This window comes from Citricoccus zhacaiensis (genome assembly GCF_014645315.1).
Lineage (GTDB): Bacteria > Actinomycetota > Actinomycetes > Actinomycetales > Micrococcaceae > Citricoccus > Citricoccus zhacaiensis.
On sequence record NZ_BMLQ01000011.1, the window covers coordinates 34,238 to 51,149 of the forward strand.

The following is a 16,912-nucleotide window of genomic DNA, read 5'->3' on the forward strand; positions in this document are numbered from 1 at the left end:
GTCAGGCATTCCTTCCGTAGCAGTAGGAGAGAAGGAGTTCCTCGTCGGCGCCTTCGGCGGGCACCTGCCCGGAGATCCGTCCCTCGTGCATGATGAGGATCCGATCGGAGAGACCGATCAGTTCGGGGAGTTCGGAACTCACGGCGATGATCGTGGTCCCCTGGGCAGCGAGCTCGCGGATATGCCGGTAGATCTCGGCCTTGGTGCCGACGTCGATTCCCCGGGTGGGTTCGTCGAGCAGCAGCACGTGCGGCTCCCGGGCCAGCATCTTGGCCAGGACGACCTTCTGCTGGTTGCCGCCCGAGAGCGAGCCGACGTGCTGACGTGGGCCGCGCGCCTTGATGCGCAGGTTCTCCATACTCCGGCGCGCCAATTCGGTCACGCGGCGGGCTGACACCCATCCGCCGGAGCTGACCTTCTCCAGGTTGGCCAGGGCGATGTTGTCCTGGATCGAGGCGTTCAGGGACACGCCTTGACTGCGGCGTTCCTCGGGAACCAGGACCATGCCGGCGTCGAGCACTGCACCGACGTCGCCCTTGGCGGGCAGTACCCGCCCCGCCACCGTGATGGTGCCTCCGGTGGCCTTCTGGGCACCGGCCAGCAGACACAGGAGTTCGCTGCGACCGGAGCCGGCCAAGCCGCCGATACCGATGACTTCGCCGGCATGTGCAGTGAAGGAGACATCCTGGACCCGGCGACCGGTCAGCGACTCGACCGACACCACAGCGCGGTCCGTCGCGGTACCCCGGTCCGGGAACAGTTCCCCCGGGTCGCGGCCGACCATGGTGGAGATGACACCCTCGATCGTGATGTCCGCGACGTCCCGGGTGGAGATGGTCGATCCGTTGCGCATGATCGTCACCCGGTCGCACAGCTCGAACACCTCCTCCAGTCGGTGCGAGACGTACACGATCCCGACTCCTTCGTCGCGCAGGCTGCGCAGCACGGCGAAGAGGTCCTTGATCTCGGTATCTGTCAGAGAGGCGGTGGGTTCGTCCAGGATGAGGACGCGGGCGTCGGCGGCCAGAGCACGGGCCACGGCCACCATCGTCTGCTGCACCGGCGAGAGCTGTCCGGCCAGACGGCGGACGGGGATGCGCTGGTTGAGTCGGTCCAGGTGCCTGCGGGCCTCACGGTTGGCCTCGGGCCACCGGACCAGGCCCGCGGTATTCGGAGTGCGCTCACCGAGCAGGATGTTCTCGGCCACGCTGATCGTCGGAACGATCGACAACTCCTGATACAGGGCCACCACACCGGCCTGATGGGCGTCCTTCACCCCGGCGAAATGCACGGGCTCGCCATCCGAGGCGATGGAGCCGGCATCCGGGCGGTACACGCCTGTCAGGATCTTGATCAGGGTGGATTTTCCCGCCCCGTTCTCACCCAGCAGCGCGTGGATCTCTCCCGGCCGGACGTCGAGCCGGGCGTCCGTGAGTGCAGCCACACCGTCGAAGTGCTTGGAGATGGCCGTGGCCTGCAACGCCAGCTGTCCGACCGGCGGCGCGATGGGTTCTGCGGTGGAGGCACTCATCGTCGCCCAGCCCTCTCAGCACCGTCGTCCGCCAGGTCGTTGCAACGGATGATGACCTTCGGAAAGGCCCCGCCCACGTGCGTCTCGAAGGCCTCGGCGGCCTGTTCCAGGTCAAAGACCGACTGCAGGAAGGGCTCCAGGTCCAGTTCATCCAAGAGCCGCACGGCCCGCGGGAACGTGTACGGGGAGACGAAGACCCCGGTGAGGGTCAGCTCCTTGCGGTACAGGTAGTCGGAGAGGTTCAGCGGCAGCTCGTAGTCCTCCGGGTACATGGCCCCATAGACCACGGTGCCACCCGGAGCGGCGATGTCCAGCAACCCCGCCACCGCGTGCCGGGAACCGGAGGCATCGATCACGACGTCGAAGCCGGCCCCACCGGTGATCTCGCCCGTCCGATCCTCCAGGGACTCGTCCTTGGGGTCGATCACGTGCCGCGCCCCGAAGCGCCGGGCGAGTTCGCGGCGCTCCGCGATCGGTTCGATGAGCGTGAGCGAGGTGGCCCCGTACCGCGCCATGAGCTGCAGAGTGAGCTGGCCGATGGGTCCGCCACCGCAGATCGCCACGCGGTCGCCCGGGCGCACCCGGGACTTGTCCGCGATCCGCACAGCCACGGAGGTGGGCTCCAGCAGACACCCCTTGAGCAGGGAGACCTCCTCCGGGAGCCTGTATACCTGGGATTCGTGCCACACGACGGAGCGGGCCATGCCCGGGCGGTTGTAGTCGCCGAGGTGCTCGCAGAACTGCTGGCGGCTGTCCTGGCAGGGCTGGCAGGCACCGCAGAAGCGGACGAAGTTACCCGAGACACGGTCCCCCACCCGCAGGTCCGTCCGGCGCACCTTCGGCCCGAGTTCGGCCACGACGCCGGAGAGCTCATGTCCCAGCCCGATCGGCACCTCGGTGCCGAAGAACCCTTCGGCCAGGTGCGGGTCTGAGCCGCAGATCGCGGCGTAGGCGACCGTGATGCGCACGTCTTCCGGGCCCACCTCGTCCGCGGGGAAGGTGACGACGCCGATGGTTCCGCGCTGGCCGGCGTCGGGCGCCCGGAGGCTGCCGATGCGGGTGACCGCGACGGTCTCGACGGCCGTCATGCTGTCACCGCGAGGGCCGCGTCCACCGTGGCCTGCAGCCCGTAGCCGTGCTTGTCCCGAAGCTCGGTGTCCTCGCCGAAGCCGGCGAAGACCTGCGGGATGCCCAGGCGGCGGAAACCGTCGAGCCGGATGCCTCGGTCCGCGATGACGTCCGCGATCTGCGAGGCGAGCCCGCCGTAGGTCAGGTGGTCCTCGACCACCACGAAGCGGCCGGTCTCCTCGGCGCAGCGCAGGATGAGGTCCTCATCGATCGGCTTGAGGGTGAACATGTCCACCACGCGGGCGTTGATGCCGTGCTCGCGGGCCAGGATGCCCGCGGCGTCCAGGGCCTGGGACACCGTCTCGCCGTGGGCGAAGAGGGTCAGGTCGGTGCCCTCGCGCGCGGTGATGCCCTTGCCGATCTCGATCTGCACGGAGCCGGGCTCGTAGACCACTTTGTCCTTCTTGCCCACAGCCAGGCGGATGTACAGCGGTCCGGTCATGGCCATCGACTGGCGCAGCACCTCGCCGACCATGAGCGGATCCCCGATCGAGGTGACGGTCATGTTGACCAGGGAGGTCATCAGGCCCAGGTCCTCCACGGCGTAGTGGGTGGAGCCGCCGTTGCCGACGAGCCCGCCGTGGGTCCCGACGATCTTCACGGGCAGGTTCGGATAGCAGATGTCCGAGCGGACCTGCTCCAGGGCGCGCATGCTCAGGAACGGGAGCATGCCGGAGACCACGGGGATGTTGCCCTCGTTGGCCAGGCCGGCGGCGATGCCCACGCAGGCCTGTTCGGACAGGCCCACATCCACGAAACGGTCCGGGTAGGTGTCCCTGAACTCCACGAGGGTGGCCCCGATGTCCGGGGTCAGCACCCACAGGTTGTCATGGGTCTCGCCGAGTTCCTTGAGTGTCTGGCCGATCACGGTCCGGGAGGAGAGCAGCTCCCCGAAGGTGAAGGAGGTGATCTGGTCCGTGCCGGGTGCGGTGACTGTCTTGGCTGCGGTGGACATGATCACGCCGCCTTTCGTCCGTGGGCCAGCGAGGCCAGGGCTCGCGCCAGATCCGTGTCATTGAGGGAGCCGGCGTGCCAGGCGAGGTTGCGTTCCATGAAGTCGACGCCCTTGCCCTTGACGGTGTCGCAGATGACCACGGTGGGAACGTCCGAATCGGGGGCCGGCAGGGAGTCGAAGGCCTGCACCAGGGCAGCCATGTCATGGCCGTCCACCTCGATGACGTTCCACCCGAAGGCACGCCACTTGTCCGGATAGGGCTCCAGCTTCACGCGTTCCTCGGAGAAGCTCGTCATCAGCTGGCGGTTGCGGTCGATGAACGCCACCAGGTTGCCCAGGTTGTTGCTGTGGGCCGCCAGGGCGGCCTCCCACACGGACCCCTCGCCGGTCTCGCCGTCTCCCATGAGGGTGAAGACGCGGTGGTCCATGCCGCTGCGCTTGCCGTGCAGGGCCATGCCGGTGGCCAGTGGCAGGCCGTGGCCGAGGGAGCCGGTGGACACCTCCACACCGGGCAGCTGAACCTTGCACGGGTGCATTCCGTAGGCGGAGCCGAGCTGGCCGTAGGTGTCCACGATCTCCCGGTAGTCGAAGAACCCGCGGATGGCCATCGTGATGTACATGCAGACCGCTGCGTGGCCTTTGCTCAGGACGAACCGGTCCCGCTCGGGGTTGCGTAGGTCCTGTGGGTCCACGTGCATCCCGTACTGGAACAACAAGGTCAATATGTCAGCACAGGAAAGGTCGCCGCCTATGTGCACAGAACCGTCATACTCTCCGCAGAGAAGAAGTAATTTCTCCCTCAGTTCGTACGAAAGGTCTTCCAACTCGGAAACGTCAGTCTCCGGTCTGGTGATCGTTGCCGCCATGTGTTCCCCCAGGGAAATCGCGTTACCCCAGCCACTTCGCTGAGATGTGATCTATGTCTCCGGAGACCATAGGCTCCCTCAGGGGCCCGCGTAAAGGGGTATTTCACGCAAATTTGCGCTAACTGCGTTCAAAGCCGTTTGACGTGGCCATTTACCCACCAATCCATCCGCCCCGGCTCCGTGACACCAAAGACGACCACTCGGAGAGGCCCCCTCCTTGACGTACCCCGAACGGCTTTGGTTCACTATCCTTGAAGTAATGTTGCTCACGTTGCCGCGCCTGCGTCACCGGGGCCCACCGTCTCACCGCGGAACTGTTTTTCACCGCATTCACTTTAGGCATTCCACTTCAGATCGGCCGCATTCATCATCCCTGAAAGAGGCATCATGACTGACACCACCACCTCCCCGTCGCCGGGCAGCGTCGAGGACCACGATCGTCCCAGCACGCCGTTGTACTACGGGGGGCGGGAGCACCAGAGCGAGTCCAAGCTGACCGTCGTCAATCCCGCCAAACCCTCCGAGGTGGTGGGGCAGGCGGCCGCCGCGTCGCGCGAGCAGGCGCTGGCCGCCGTCGCCGTCGCCCAGGACGCCTTCCCGGCGTGGGCCGCCCTGTCCGGACCTGAACGCGGTGAGGCCTTGACCGCGGCCGCGGCCGCCATCATGGAGGGCTCCGAACAGGAGGCCGCCATTCTCTCCTCTGAGAACGGCAAGGTCGTCGGGGAATCGACCTTTGACCTGATGGGCCTGGTCCAGCGCTTCGAACTGGCGATCGGCCTCGCCGAGGAGGTGGACGCCGTCGAGACCCTTCCGGGGCCGCCCACCGAGGTACGCATCTCCCATCAGCCCATGGGCGTGGTGACGATCATCGTGCCCTTCAACTGGCCCATCGCCATCCTCGGCGCCTCCCTGCCCTACGCCCTGATGGCCGGGAACACCGTGGTGGTCAAGCCGCCGCCCTCCTGCCCGTTGGCCACCACTCGCGCCGTGCAGCGCGTGGCGGAGCGGCTGCCCGCCGGGGTACTCAATGTGGTGACCGGCGAGGACGCGGAGATCGGCGAGGCGTTGGTCTCCAACCAGGACGTCGCCAAGGTCTGCTTCACCGGTTCCGTCGGTGGCGGCAAGAAGATCATGTCCATGGCCGCGCAGACGCTGACCAACGTCACCCTGGAGCTCGGGGGTAATGACGGCGTGCTGATCCTCGAGGACGCCGAGTTCACCGAGCAGAGCATGGACCTGCTGTTCATGGGCATCTTCGGCACCACCGGCCAGGTCTGTATGAACGCCAAGCGCATCTACGTCCACTCCTCCAAGAAGGATGAGCTGGTGGCGGAACTGACCCAGCGCCTGGAGCAGGTCAAGCTCGGTCCGGCCACGGACTCCTCCACCACCATGGGCCCCTTCCACCAGAAGGCTCAACTCGAGTTCGTGCAGGCCCTGGTCCAGGAGGCCAAGGACTCCGGCGCCGAGGTCCGCGAGTTCGGCGAGCTACCGGGCGGCGAATGGGCCGAGGGGCACTTCATGCGCCCCTCGCTCGTGCTGGATCCGGATCCGGCCCTGCGCGTGGTCACGGAGGAGCAGTTCGGGCCGACCATCCCGATCCTCACCTTCGAGGACCTCGAGGACGGCATCCGGATGGTCAACAACACGCAATACGGCCTGTGCAACTCCGTGTGGACCGCGGACGAGCAGACCGCCATCGAGGTCGGCTCCCGGCTGCAGGCCGGATACGTCTTCCACAACACCCATGGCCCCGCCCTGCTGGACCAGCGCGCCCCCTTCGGCGGCATTAAGCAGTCCGGCATCGGCCGCGAGATGGGCACGATCGGCCTGAGGAACTTCCAGGAGCCACACGCCCTGGGCCTGCTGAAGGAGGAGCCCTCGTCGGGTGAGGCAGACAGCACGCCCGTCGGCTGACCCCTCCGCTCAGGCGAGTCAGGAACCCCGCGGCCCGATCGAGGCCGCGGGGTTCCTTTGTGTCGCAGCTCACTCGCTTGCTAGGGTCGGCGAGTCGCAGCATCCAGGGCCATTCGACTCCGCACGATGAATGACGCCTCCATCCCGTGCGGAAGGTAACACCATGATCGCCGTCCACACCCTCATCGCCATCCTGGTGATCGTCGTCCTCATCATCCGCCTCAAGGTGGATCCGGTCATCAGCCTGGTCCTCGGTTGCCTGTACCTGGGGATCGCCTCCGGAGTGGGCCTGGCTGGCACCGTCGAGGCGATCACCACTGGGTTCGGCGAGATCATGATCGAGGTCGGGCTGCTCATCGGTTTCGGCGTGCTCATCGGCTCGCAGCTGCACGCGAGCGGCGCCTTCACCCGACTCGTGACGGTCCTCGTGCGGACGGTGGGCGCGCATCGGCTGCCGTATTCGCTGGCGGCGTTGCTGTCCGTGGTGATGCCGTCCATCTACGTGGATGTCCAGGTGGTCCTCGCGGCCCCCGTGGCACGATCCGCTGCTCCGAAGATCGGCAAGCACGGTCTACCCCTCCTGGCGGCGGCACTCGGTACGGGCATCTTCTCGGGCTACGTATTCGTCGTCCCGGGTCTGGCAGCCATCTCCATCACCGGGCTCATGGGCATCCCGCTGGGTCAATGGCTGCTCTACGGCCTCGTCCTGGGGCCGGTCACGGCTCTCCTCACCACGCTCGTGATGCGCCTCATCCTGCGGACGAACTACTGGAAGCCCGCGACCGACGAGGGCACGGCGCCCGCGTCGGAGCTCGAGGAGGCGCGCGTCCAGGCGGCTCACTCGGGCTCCACCGGTCACGGCGGAACCACCGATGCTGGCGGTGCCGGGTCCACCCATTCGAACGGAACGGCCGGCTCTGCCGGCACGGCGACGGCGGCGCGTGAACTGCCGCTGATCGTCCTGTTTCTGCCGATCATCGTGCCGTTGGTCCTCATCGCCTTCGGGGCCTTCGCGGGCCTCTTCGAGTTCACCAATCCGGTCATCGAGTTCTTCGGGGACGCCAATATAGCCCTGTTCATCGGCCTGCTCGGCGCCTACCTGCTGTCCCGGATCACGAACGGCAATGACACCACGCAGGAGGCTCTGCAGTCCGGTTTCCACACCACCGGCGAGATCCTGCTCATCACCGGTGTGGGCGGTTCGCTCGGTGCCGTGATCGGCGCCTCGGGTCTCGACCAGCTCCTGGCGGGTCTGTTCACGGCCGATGAGAGCATGCCGACGGTCCTCATCATCGTGCTGGCCTGGTTCGTCGCGGCGCTCTTGCACCTGGCCATCGGCTCGGTCTCCGTCGCAGCCATCGCGGCGGCCGGCATCATCGCACCGGTGCTCGGCGCGGTGGCCGTGAGTCCCATCGCGATGGGCCTGGCCATCGCCTCCGGTGCGATGTTCGCGCTCCAGGTGAACAGCAACTTCTTCTGGATGTTCAACTCGCTGCTCGGCCTCACGACCAAGGGCTCCCTCAAGACGCTCACCATGTCCACGTCCATCTCCTCGGTCATCTCGCTGCCGATCGTGGTGGTCCTCGCGCTGGTGCTTCCCGCCTAGTCCAGTCGGTGGCGGCGGACGTGTCGGGTGCCGGCTACACCGCCGCGGGCTGGGTCCGCTCCTTATAGGCGGCCCGGAGGGAGAACCCTTCGGACAGGGCCTCTTCGCGGGTGATCTCGAGGCCCGCAGCGAGGATCTTTCGGGCCGAGAGGTGGTCGCTGGGCATGTTCACGGACTCCACGGCTGCCAGGATCCCGTCGCGGAAACAGAACACGGAGAACTTCGGGTGGGCAGGATCCGGGTCCCCCACCATCACGGTCTCGTCGTCCGCCCGCACGATGTTGGCCATCTGCAACCGGAACGGCCCCTGGGTGGACCAGAACCACGGCAGCTCCGCATACGGGGCGTCGGCGCCGAGGATCACGCCGGCCACGTGCCTGGCGTGATCGGTGGCGTTCTGCACGGATTCGAGCCGGAACGGCCCGCCGGCGTGCACGCAGGGAAACGCGGCACAGTCCCCGATCGCGTAGATGTCCGGGTCAGCGGTGCGCAGGTTCGCGTCCACCACGATCCCGTTGGCGGTCTCCAGCCCGGCCTCGGCGGCCAGCTGGTCGTTCGGCTGGACCCCGACGCCGGCCACCACCAGGTCTGCCGGGTACCGGTCCCCGGTGGTCGAGACCGCGAAGGCGACCCGGCCGTCGTCGCCGGCCTCGAAGGAGGCGATGCCCTCGTTCAGCCTCAGGTCGATACCCAGATCCCGGTGGGCGCCGGCGAACCAGTCGCCCAGCAGCGGGGTGAGCGCGCGGCCCATCGGGCGGGGCGCGAACTCCAGGACGGTGACCTGGCAGCCGCGGGCGAGGGCCGCCGTCGCGAATTCCAGGCCGATGAATCCGGCGCCGACCACGACCACGTTCTGCGCGGTCTCCAGCGCGGCGCCGAGCTGTTCGGCGTCCTCCAGGGTGCGCAGTCCGTGGATGCCCGGCAGGTCGATGCCCGGGGTCGGCAACTCGCGGTTGCGGGCGCCGGTGGCGAAGACCAGCGAGTCGTAGCCCAGCACCGTGCCGTCAGCGAGGGTGACGGTCTTGGCCTGCCGGTCCACGCTGGTGGCGGCGGTGCCGGTGAGCAGGGTGATGGCGTGGTCCGCGAAGAACGCCGCACCGCGCAGGGGCAGGGGCGCGGCCGAGGTACCGCCTGAACCGTCAGTACCGTCAGCACCGTCAGTGAGCCTGGCCTTCAGGTAGTCCTTGGACAGCGGCGGCCGCTGATAGGGCAGGCCTGGCTCCTCGGCCACGATGGTGACCTTGCCGGTGAAGCCCTCGGAGCGCAGAGACGCTGCGGCCTGCAGTCCGGCCTGGCCGCCGCCGATGATGACGACGCCGCGGGCGTCCGGATCTGCCACTGAGGACGGGGTCTGGTTCTGGCTCTGGTCCTGATACTGGTGCGCACTCATGGCTCAGACCTGCTCTTCCGGGATATCGACCTCGATGGCCTCCGGGCCGCTGCCGCCGACCTCGATCTGGCAGCCCAGGCGGCTGCGGCGTTCATCACGCTCGGAGGCGGTGACCTCGAGCATCTCCTCCTCGTCGTCGCCGATCTCCGGCAGGGCGTCCAGGTACTCCTCGCGGACGTACACGTGGCAGGTGGCGCACATCGCCTGGCCGCCGCACTCCCCGACGATGCCGGGGACGCTGTTCTTCAGCGCCGCCTGCATGATGCGGTCGGGCTTCTCGAGCTCGATGACCTGGGTGTCGCCGCCGGGCTGGTGATACGTGATGGTGGGCATGGTGGGCTCCTGGGGGGATCGGCCCGGCGGCAGTGCCGGGATCTGAGGGTGGTGTGACCTCCAGAATGTGCTGGACACCACATCGGCGCAAAGTGGAAGATTAGGGGTAGTTCATCGCTATTGCCGATAAAGGAGCCGCATGGCCCTGCCCTTCACCCTGCGTCAGCTGGAGATCTTCGATGCCGTGGTGCGCACCGGCTCCCTCTCCGCCGCCGCCCGTGACCTGCACACGGCCCAGTCCTCGGTGTCCTCCGCGATCGACGAGCTCGAGAAGCAGGTCAGCCAGCGTCTCCTCGTCCGCCGCAAGGCCCAAGGCGCCTGGCCCACCGCCGCGGGCCGCCAGTTGCACCGCGAGGCGGGGGTCGTCCTCCACACCGCCCAGGAAGCCGGCCGGATCCTGCAGGAGCGGGACGGTCAGCTGCGCGGCCCGTTGACGATCGGCGTCTACCAGACCCTGGCCCCCTACGTGCTGCCCCTGCTCCTGGGGGACTTCGCCGCGGAGCACCCCCTGGTGGAGCTGTCCTTCGTGGAGGTCCAGCATGCCGAGCTGATGGCCGGCCTGACCTCCGGTGCCATCGACGTGGGGTTCACCTACCTCCATGAGGTCCCGGCCGAGGTGGACCACCAGCCCATCCTCGAGCGGCCGCCCTACGTCCTGATGCCGGCTGACCACCCGTTGGCGGCCCAGCCCTCCGTGACGCTGCAGGATCTGACCGGGGAGAAGATCATCCTGCTCGGCGATGCCCCCAGCAAGGCCAACACGCTCCGGGACCTGGACACCACGGAGGACGACGAGCGCATCGCCTGGGTCACCTCGTCCCTGCCGCTGACCCGCGCCCTCGTGGGCAAGGGCCTGGGTGTGGCCATCCTGGTGCAGCCGGACGCCTCGCCGTGGACCGTGGACGGTCACCCGGTGGTCGAGGTCCCCCTGCACGTCGAGGACGGGAACGTCTTCGTCCACATCGCCTGGCTCAAACCCCAGGCCCGACGCCGGCCCCCGCGCCGCATCACCGAGATGGTCACCTTCGCGGAGGCGAACTTCGCGCCCCACATCGCCCGGATCGACGAGGAGCGGCGCCTACGCAAGACCTCGGGCATTGCTTGAGGTAGTGACTCATGGCAAACTGAGTTGCAATTGCAACGAGCGGCTTCTGGGCCGGTGAAGGAGAGACCATGACCACCGTGGCCAGCGGCGCGCCCACTCTCGACGTGGACCCCTTCTCCGTCCCCTCGCTGCAGGACCCACACCCCGTCGAGGACGCGATCCGCGAGGCCGGCCCGATCGTCTGGCTCGAGTCCCACGGCATCTGGGCCACGGGGCGGGCAGACCTGGTCCAGGAGATCTTCCTGGACCAGGGGACCTTCATCTCCTCGCACGGCACCGGCCTGACGAACACCGCGCTGGAGGCGAACTGGCGCAAGCCTAGCGTGATCCTGGAACAGGACCAGCCACAGCACACCGCCACGCGCAAGCTCATGAACTCCGTGCTCTCCCTCAAGGTCGTCAAGCAACTCAAGGAGGACTTCCAGGCCGAGGCCTTCGCCGTGGTGGACGAGGTCTGCGCCCAGGGCGAGTTCGATGCCGTGACGGACCTTGCCGAGGCCTACCCGTTGCGGGTGCTGCCGGACGCCGTCGGCCTGGCTCCCGAGGGGCGGCAGTACCTGCTGAAGTACGCCAACCTGAACTTCCAGGCCATGGGGCCCCGGGACGATGCGCTCTACGAGGAGGCGATGATCCAGGCGGCCGAGGCCACGGAGTACGTGGAGTGGCAGATGCGCCGCGAGAACCTGGACCAGACCAAGCTGGCCGGCAAGTTCTTCACCGCGGCGGACGAGGGTGCCATCACGGAGGAGACGGCCGGACTGCTGGTGCGGACCTTCCTCTCCGCCGGCTTGGACACCACCATGCTCGGGATCGGCAACGCCCTGCTGGCCCTGTCCCGAACCCCGGATGCCTGGTCCGCCCTCCGCGAGAACCCGTCCTTGGCGCGCACGGTCTTCGAGGAGACGCTGCGCTGCCATGCCCCGAGTCCCTACATCGGCCGGACCGTGGGCACGCGCACCGAACTCGGCGGCGTGGTGCTGGAACCAGAGCAGAAGATCATCACCTGCCTCTCCGCCGCCAACCGAGACCCGCGCCGCTGGCCCGACCCGGAGGCCTTTGACATCACCCGCGACGTCCGCGGCCACGCGGCCTTCGGCTACGGCATCCACGCCTGCGTGGGCCAGATGATGGCCCGCATGGAGGCCGAATGCCTGTTGACGGCCTTTGCCACCCGCGTGGACTCGCTCGAGGTCACGTCCGAACCCGTGCGCAAGCTCAACCACTGGCTGCGCGGCTACACCTCGATGCCGATGCGGGTGACGCTGAAGTAGCTTGCCCGCGCCGAGCGGGAACCGCCTTCCGCGTCAGCCGCGCTCAACCGCCCGGGCCGCTGCGTCCAGCCACAGGTACACAGCCCAGGCACCCGGGTCCAGGTGCCCCTTGACGCGGTCCCCGGCGTAGCTGGAGCGGCCCCGGCGCGGGGTCATGTCCGCTGTGGCCTCGGCGCCGGCCCGGGCCGCGTCGGCAGCAAAGCGCAGGGCCACCGGCAGCGGTTCGGACCCGGCACCGGCGAAGGCCTCAGCCGCCGGAGCGAGGGCATCCAGCATGGTGCGATCCCCCGGGCGGGCCCCGCCCAGATCCTGAATCCCTCGCTGACCGGCAGCCAGTGCCCTGGCCCAGTCAGCGGATGCCGGGTGCTCGATGCCGGCCAGCGCCTCGGAGGCCTTCAGCAGGAAGACCGCATACAGCGGCCCCGAGGTGCCACCGATGCTCTTGCGGGCCACCGCGGAGATCCGCCGCAGCAGGAGGTCCGGACGGCAGGGCAGACTGGCCTGTTCCTGGAGCACCGCGCGGGCGCCGCGGTGCAGACTGTGGCCGAGGTCGCCGTCGCCCACCTGTTGGTCCATGGCCGTGAGCTCAGGTTCCGCGTCCTGCATCGTCTGAAGGACACCGTCCAGCACCGTCCGTCCCGGGCCGGCGAGCGCCGGACCCTCCAGGCCGAACGCCTCGGCCGGCGGTGCCGCCAGGAACGGCTCGGTGTTCACCCAGCCGGACAGGGCCGGCCACGCCGACGTCCCGGCCGGCGCATCCAGGAGCTCCAGCAGGTCGTCATCCACGGCCAGGAGTGACAAGGACACGCCTTCCATCTCCATGGCCGTCAAGAAGGTGCCGGACCAGGCCCTGACCACGTCGAGGCCACGCTCCGCCAACCAGGTTAGGGCGGCGTCGGCCACCAGGGAGATCTCCATCGCCGAACTGCCACCCAGGTTGTTGACCAGCAGGGCGACCCGGCCGGCGTCGGGAATCCGACCGACCGTCAGGCAGGCCGACAGCAACCGGTCCACGGCCTCGGTGGCGGTGACCAGCGCAGAGCGCTCCACCCCCTGCTCTCCATGGATCCCCAGGCCCCACTCGACCTCGTCCTCACCGAGCTCGAAGTTCGGACTGCCGGCGGCCGGCACCGTGCACGAGCCCAGGGCCACGCCCATGGTGGCAAGGGAATCCGCCGCAGACTGGGCCGCCCGGGCCGCAGCATCCAGATCCTGGCCGGCGGCAGCCGCGGCCCCGGCGATCTTGTGCACCAGCACCGTGCCGGCGATACCGCGATGCCCTGCGTGGTCACTGGACCCGGCGAGGGCGACATCGTCCGCCACCACGACCATCCGTACGTCGATGCCGTCCGCGCGGGCCAACTCCGCGGCCAATCCGAAGTTCAGCCGGTCGCCCGTGTAGCTCTTCACGATCAGCAGTACCCCGGCCCCGGAGTCCACCGCACGGATGCCGGCCAGGATGTCGTCCACCGAGGGGGACGTGAAGACCTCACCCGAGACCGCACCGGTCAGCATCCCGGCGCCCACGAATCCCGCATGCGCCGGCTCGTGTCCGGCACCGCCGCCGGAGAGGACCGCCACCCGGCCACGCTCGGAGGCTCGGTCCTCCACCACCGTGCGGGAGCCCTCCAACAACCGAACGCCCGGATTCATCCGTACCAGTCCGGTCAGGGATTCGACCACGACGTCGCGCGGGTTGTTGATGAGCTTCTTCATGCTGTCCTTCGTCTCTGAGTTGGTCACTACTGATGGTTTGATGGGCCACATGACGTCCGCCGCCGAACCGATCCGCACCCGACTCAAGCACACGATCGACCGGGAGACCTTCCCCCCGGCCTACCTGTCCCTGGTGGACAACGCCCACGTGTGGGGCGGGTCGCGGATCTACAACGAGCGGTTCGGAGTCACCTCGCCGGACTTCGCCATCCTGTCCACGCTGTCCAACCGCCCGGGATGCCAGGCCGTGGACATCTCGGAGCAGGTCGCCCTGGACAAGTCGGTGGTCAGCCGCCGGCTCCAGCGACTGCGGGACAAGGGACTCATCTGTTGGGAGCAGGAGGGCTCCCGCCGCCGATTGTTCCTGACTCCCCAGGGTGCCGAGGTGCACGATGCGGTGCTGCCCGTGGCCCTGGAGCGCGCCGAGCTGATGGTGCATGGCTTCTCGGATGAGGAACGGGCCCAGCTGCAGTCCTTCCTGCGGCGGATGTACGAGAACATTCCTCTGATGAACACCCCGCCTTCGCTCGAGAATTCCTGAGGCACTACGCCACCGACTTTTTTGGTACTTGTCGAATCGTATGTGAGATGCGACACTCGTTGCAATTGCAACTCGGAAAGTGACTCTCCCGGTCATGCTCCACCGGACCCCCTCCGGATCACCCAAGGCAGGTACCCATGAACAGACTTCGCGCCATCCTCGCCACCGCGGCCGCCTCCATGCTGTTGCTGACCGGCTGCGGCAGTGGCACCACCTCCGGCGCGGCCTCCTCGGAGGCGACCGCAACGGGCAGCGGCTCCACTGCGACTTCCGACGCCTCCGGCACCACTGCGGACGGCGAACTGAAGACCGTTCGCGTGGCCGCCGTGCCCGTGGTTGACGTGGCGGCCATTTATCTCGGCGAGGAGAAGGGCTTCTTCGCCGAGAAGGGCATGACGATCGACATCCAGTTCACCACCGGAAGCTCGATCTCCATCCCGGCCCTGCTGCAGGACCAGTACGACGTGGTCTACACCGGCAGTGTCAACGCCTTCCAGGCCCGCGAGAAGGGGCTTCCGGTGATCGCCGTGGCCGAGGGCGGCCGCACCACCGGCGAGCCCGGCGCTGACCACGGTGGCATCGTGGTCCCGGAGGATTCGGAGATCCAGGATGCCGGTGACCTCGAGGGCAAGTCCGTGGCCGTCAATGCGGTCAAGGGACTCCACGAGGCGGCTATCCGCCAGTCCGTGAAGAAGGCCGGCGGAGACCCCGACCAGGTGAATTTCCTCGAGCTGGCCCTCCCGGACATGCAGCCGGCCCTGGAGCGCGGCTCCGTGGACGCCATCTCCACCTCGGAGCCGTTCCTCGGCAATGCCAAGGAGGCCGGACATCGACTGATCGCGGACCCCTACATCGATGTGGACCCGGAGTTCGTGACGGCCGTCTACCTGACCTCGGAGCAGAAGTGGGCCCAGGACCCGGAGTTCGTCAAGGACTTCGTGGAGGTCGTCAAGAAGTCTCAGGAATATGCCACGGAGCACCCGGATGAGTTCCGGACCGAGCTGTCCAACTTCACGGAGATCGATCCGGAGACTGCCGAGACGATGATCCTCACGAAGTTCGGCTGGGGCTTCCCCGAGCAGGCCATGCTGCGCGGCTCAGAGGCCTCAGAGGAGGCCGGGATCATCGAGGATGCCGAGGCCGGACTCGATGGACTCGTGGTGGACGTCCTGGAGTAGACCGGAGCACCAGCAACCCCCACACGACGGGCCACCCGGCCGGATCCTGCCGATCCGACCGGACGGCCCGTCGTCGTTCCTGGAGTGCTCCCGCGCCTACGCCGCGGTGAGGCGCATTGGGAGTCGCTCCCAGCCGCGCAGGGTGTTGTTCAGCTGCAACTCCGGCTCACCGACCACCTCGATCGAGGCGACCTTGCGGGCCAGCGCGCCGAGCAGGCATTCCCCCTCGAGCCGAGCCATGATCTGACCGACGCAGGAGTGGATGCCGAAGCCGAAGCCCACGTGCCCGGAGGCCTGGCGGCTGATGTCAAAGGTGTCCGGATCCTCCCAGTGGCGTGGGTCCCGGTTCGCGGCGGCCAGGAACATCAGGATCTTGGACCCTTCGGGCAGGTGCACCCCGGACACCTCGGTGTCCTCGTTCACCGTGCGGAAGAAGGTCTGGACGGGAGCCACATAGCGGACGGTCTCGTCGAAGGCCGCCCGGGCCTTGGACGGGTCCTGGCGCAACGCGGCCCACTGCTCCGGATGCTCGGCCAGCTCGCGCAGCGCGGCACCGATGCCATGCACCGTGGTGTCCACGCCGGCGGTCAGGAAGGACCGCAGCAACCGCGCTGCTTCGTCCTCGTCCATCCCCGCCTCGGCGGCCTTCTCATGCAGGGTCGCACCGAATCGCCCGGGCTTCGGGGTGCCCACCACGCACTGCTCGACGATCCACGGAGCCGCCTGACCTCCGGTCTCCATGGCCCGATCGTAGAGGTGGTTCTGCGGGCCGAAGGCATTGAACGCCATGTTGCCGTAGGGCAGCAGGTTCTCCCGCCCGGTCTCGGACAGGCCGATGAAGTCCGGGAAGACGGACAGCGGGTAGGCGGCGGCCAGCTCGGCCACCCCGTCGATCTCCACCGTGGAGTCCTCGGCGAAGAGATCGTCCACCATCCGGTTGGCGGTGTCCTGGAACTCCGCCCGGATTTGGCGCATGGTCTTTGGGTTGAACACCGAGGTCGCCACCTTGCGGGCCTGGGTGTGCTGGGGCGGGTCCGCCTCCAGCAAGAGTGACGGCGGCCGCCAGGGCTTCTCCTTCTGGTAGTCCGAGAGCCCCACACCGCGTCCGGACACGAAGATCTCGTGGTTCTGCAGCACGTGGACCACCTCGTCGTACCGGGCCACCGCGTAGACGCCATATTGGGGCAGCCAGGCGACGGGCCCGGCTTCCCGCAGGGCCTCGTGCATGGGGTAGGGATCGGTCAGCGTCTCGTCCGAGAACGGGTCGAGGTCAACCGCCGGGACGCCAGCGGGAGCGGGAGGAACCGTGAGGGGTGGGGCGGGGCGCTCCCCGTGCGGATTCGCCCGGGCCGGGAGGGCGGTGGTGTCAGTCATG

The 16,912-nt window shown here is 68.0% G+C and carries 14 protein-coding genes; 6 read left to right on the top strand and 8 right to left on the bottom strand.

The annotated features are described in order from the left end of the window. Position 1: 1 nt before the first annotated feature. Genes IEX49_RS15140 through IEX49_RS15155 form a run of 4 tightly spaced genes read right to left on the bottom strand, consistent with a single transcriptional unit; the run spans position 2 to position 4,480 of the window. Entirely contained in the window at positions 2–1,531 is a 1,530-nt protein-coding gene (locus IEX49_RS15140; RefSeq protein WP_188806940.1) for a sugar ABC transporter ATP-binding protein, read from the bottom strand. Beyond that, a complete protein-coding gene (locus IEX49_RS15145; protein ID WP_188806941.1) occupies positions 1,528–2,619 on the bottom strand; it encodes a zinc-dependent alcohol dehydrogenase in 1,092 nt (363 codons plus the stop codon). Before IEX49_RS15145 ends, IEX49_RS15140 begins: the two co-directional genes overlap by 4 nt. Next, on the bottom strand, positions 2,616–3,614 hold the full coding sequence (locus IEX49_RS15150; RefSeq protein ID WP_188806942.1) for a transketolase family protein: 999 nt from the start codon (positions 3,612–3,614) through the stop codon (positions 2,616–2,618). The genes IEX49_RS15145 and IEX49_RS15150 overlap by 4 nt, the downstream gene beginning before the upstream one ends. Before the next feature lie 2 nt (positions 3,615–3,616). Then, positions 3,617–4,480: a transketolase gene (locus IEX49_RS15155; protein ID WP_268237735.1), complete on the bottom strand. Its 864-nt coding sequence runs from the start codon at positions 4,478–4,480 to the stop codon at positions 3,617–3,619. Between the two features lie 387 nt (positions 4,481–4,867). On the opposite strand from IEX49_RS15155, the gene IEX49_RS15160 reads away from it, so the two are divergent. Together IEX49_RS15160 and IEX49_RS15165 are read left to right on the top strand one after the other, a co-directional pair. After that, positions 4,868–6,397 (top strand): aldehyde dehydrogenase family protein, encoded by a 1,530-nt coding sequence (locus tag IEX49_RS15160; RefSeq protein WP_188806944.1) that lies wholly within the window; start codon positions 4,868–4,870, stop codon positions 6,395–6,397. 163 nt (positions 6,398–6,560) lie between these two features. Further along, positions 6,561–8,003: a GntP family permease gene (locus IEX49_RS15165; protein ID WP_188806945.1), complete on the top strand. Its 1,443-nt coding sequence runs from the start codon at positions 6,561–6,563 to the stop codon at positions 8,001–8,003. Positions 8,004–8,037: 34 nt separating this feature from the next. On the opposite strand, the gene IEX49_RS15170 is transcribed toward IEX49_RS15165, so the two are convergent. Continuing rightward, positions 8,038–9,393: an NAD(P)/FAD-dependent oxidoreductase gene (locus IEX49_RS15170; protein WP_188806946.1), complete on the bottom strand. Its 1,356-nt coding sequence runs from the start codon at positions 9,391–9,393 to the stop codon at positions 8,038–8,040. Positions 9,394–9,396: 3 nt separating this feature from the next. Continuing rightward, entirely contained in the window at positions 9,397–9,726 is a 330-nt protein-coding gene (locus IEX49_RS15175; protein WP_188806947.1) for a 2Fe-2S iron-sulfur cluster-binding protein, read from the bottom strand. Positions 9,727–9,865: 139 nt separating this feature from the next. Here IEX49_RS15175 and IEX49_RS15180 point away from each other — a divergent pair, with 139 nt between their 5' ends. Together IEX49_RS15180 and IEX49_RS15185 are read left to right on the top strand one after the other, a co-directional pair. Further along, positions 9,866–10,831 (top strand): LysR family transcriptional regulator, encoded by a 966-nt coding sequence (locus IEX49_RS15180; RefSeq protein WP_188806948.1) that lies wholly within the window; start codon positions 9,866–9,868, stop codon positions 10,829–10,831. A 68-nt stretch (positions 10,832–10,899) separates the two neighbouring features. Beyond that, positions 10,900–12,102, top strand: a complete 1,203-nt coding sequence (locus tag IEX49_RS15185; RefSeq protein ID WP_188806949.1) for a cytochrome P450 — start codon at positions 10,900–10,902, stop codon at positions 12,100–12,102. A gap of 33 nt (positions 12,103–12,135) precedes the next feature. Here the strand turns inward: IEX49_RS15185 and IEX49_RS15190 are convergent, their stop codons facing one another. Then, on the bottom strand, positions 12,136–13,818 hold the full coding sequence (locus IEX49_RS15190) for a dihydroxyacetone kinase family protein (protein WP_188806950.1): 1,683 nt from the start codon (positions 13,816–13,818) through the stop codon (positions 12,136–12,138). 49 nt (positions 13,819–13,867) lie between these two features. Here IEX49_RS15190 and IEX49_RS15195 point away from each other — a divergent pair, with 49 nt between their 5' ends. Together IEX49_RS15195 and IEX49_RS15200 are read left to right on the top strand one after the other, a co-directional pair. After that, positions 13,868–14,359, top strand: coding sequence for a MarR family winged helix-turn-helix transcriptional regulator (locus IEX49_RS15195; RefSeq protein WP_188806951.1), 492 nt, complete (start codon positions 13,868–13,870; stop codon positions 14,357–14,359). 137 nt (positions 14,360–14,496) lie between these two features. Further along, positions 14,497–15,537, top strand: coding sequence for an ABC transporter substrate-binding protein (locus tag IEX49_RS15200; RefSeq protein WP_188806952.1), 1,041 nt, complete (start codon positions 14,497–14,499; stop codon positions 15,535–15,537). A gap of 96 nt (positions 15,538–15,633) precedes the next feature. On the opposite strand, the gene IEX49_RS15205 is transcribed toward IEX49_RS15200, so the two are convergent. Then, positions 15,634–16,911 carry a cytochrome P450 gene (locus IEX49_RS15205; protein ID WP_188806953.1) on the bottom strand — a complete coding sequence of 426 codons (1,278 nt, stop codon included), beginning with the start codon at positions 16,909–16,911 and terminating at the stop codon, positions 15,634–15,636. Position 16,912: the final 1 nt, after the last annotated feature.

What these genes read in the sequence shown, in the direction of transcription:
- IEX49_RS15165 (WP_188806945.1), top strand. Translation starts at nt 6,561, where the DNA reads ATGATCGCCGTCCACACCCTCATCGCCATCCTGGTGATCGTCGTCCTC.
- IEX49_RS15170 (WP_188806946.1), bottom strand. Translation starts at nt 9,393, where the DNA reads ATGAGTGCGCACCAGTATCAGGACCAGAGCCAGAACCAGACCCCGTCC.
- IEX49_RS15190 (WP_188806950.1), bottom strand. Translation starts at nt 13,818, where the DNA reads ATGAAGAAGCTCATCAACAACCCGCGCGACGTCGTGGTCGAATCCCTG.
- IEX49_RS15200 (WP_188806952.1), top strand. Translation starts at nt 14,497, where the DNA reads ATGAACAGACTTCGCGCCATCCTCGCCACCGCGGCCGCCTCCATGCTG.
- IEX49_RS15205 (WP_188806953.1), bottom strand. Translation starts at nt 16,911, where the DNA reads ATGACTGACACCACCGCCCTCCCGGCCCGGGCGAATCCGCACGGGGAG.
- IEX49_RS15160 (WP_188806944.1), top strand. Translation starts at nt 4,868, where the DNA reads ATGACTGACACCACCACCTCCCCGTCGCCGGGCAGCGTCGAGGACCAC.
- IEX49_RS15150 (WP_188806942.1), bottom strand. Translation starts at nt 3,614, where the DNA reads ATGTCCACCGCAGCCAAGACAGTCACCGCACCCGGCACGGACCAGATC.
- IEX49_RS15145 (WP_188806941.1), bottom strand. Translation starts at nt 2,619, where the DNA reads ATGACGGCCGTCGAGACCGTCGCGGTCACCCGCATCGGCAGCCTCCGG.
- IEX49_RS15185 (WP_188806949.1), top strand. Translation starts at nt 10,900, where the DNA reads ATGACCACCGTGGCCAGCGGCGCGCCCACTCTCGACGTGGACCCCTTC.
- IEX49_RS15195 (WP_188806951.1), top strand. Translation starts at nt 13,868, where the DNA reads ATGACGTCCGCCGCCGAACCGATCCGCACCCGACTCAAGCACACGATC.
- IEX49_RS15180 (WP_188806948.1), top strand. Translation starts at nt 9,866, where the DNA reads ATGGCCCTGCCCTTCACCCTGCGTCAGCTGGAGATCTTCGATGCCGTG.
- IEX49_RS15155 (WP_268237735.1), bottom strand. Translation starts at nt 4,480, where the DNA reads ATGGCGGCAACGATCACCAGACCGGAGACTGACGTTTCCGAGTTGGAA.
- IEX49_RS15140 (WP_188806940.1), bottom strand. Translation starts at nt 1,531, where the DNA reads ATGAGTGCCTCCACCGCAGAACCCATCGCGCCGCCGGTCGGACAGCTG.
- IEX49_RS15175 (WP_188806947.1), bottom strand. Translation starts at nt 9,726, where the DNA reads ATGCCCACCATCACGTATCACCAGCCCGGCGGCGACACCCAGGTCATC.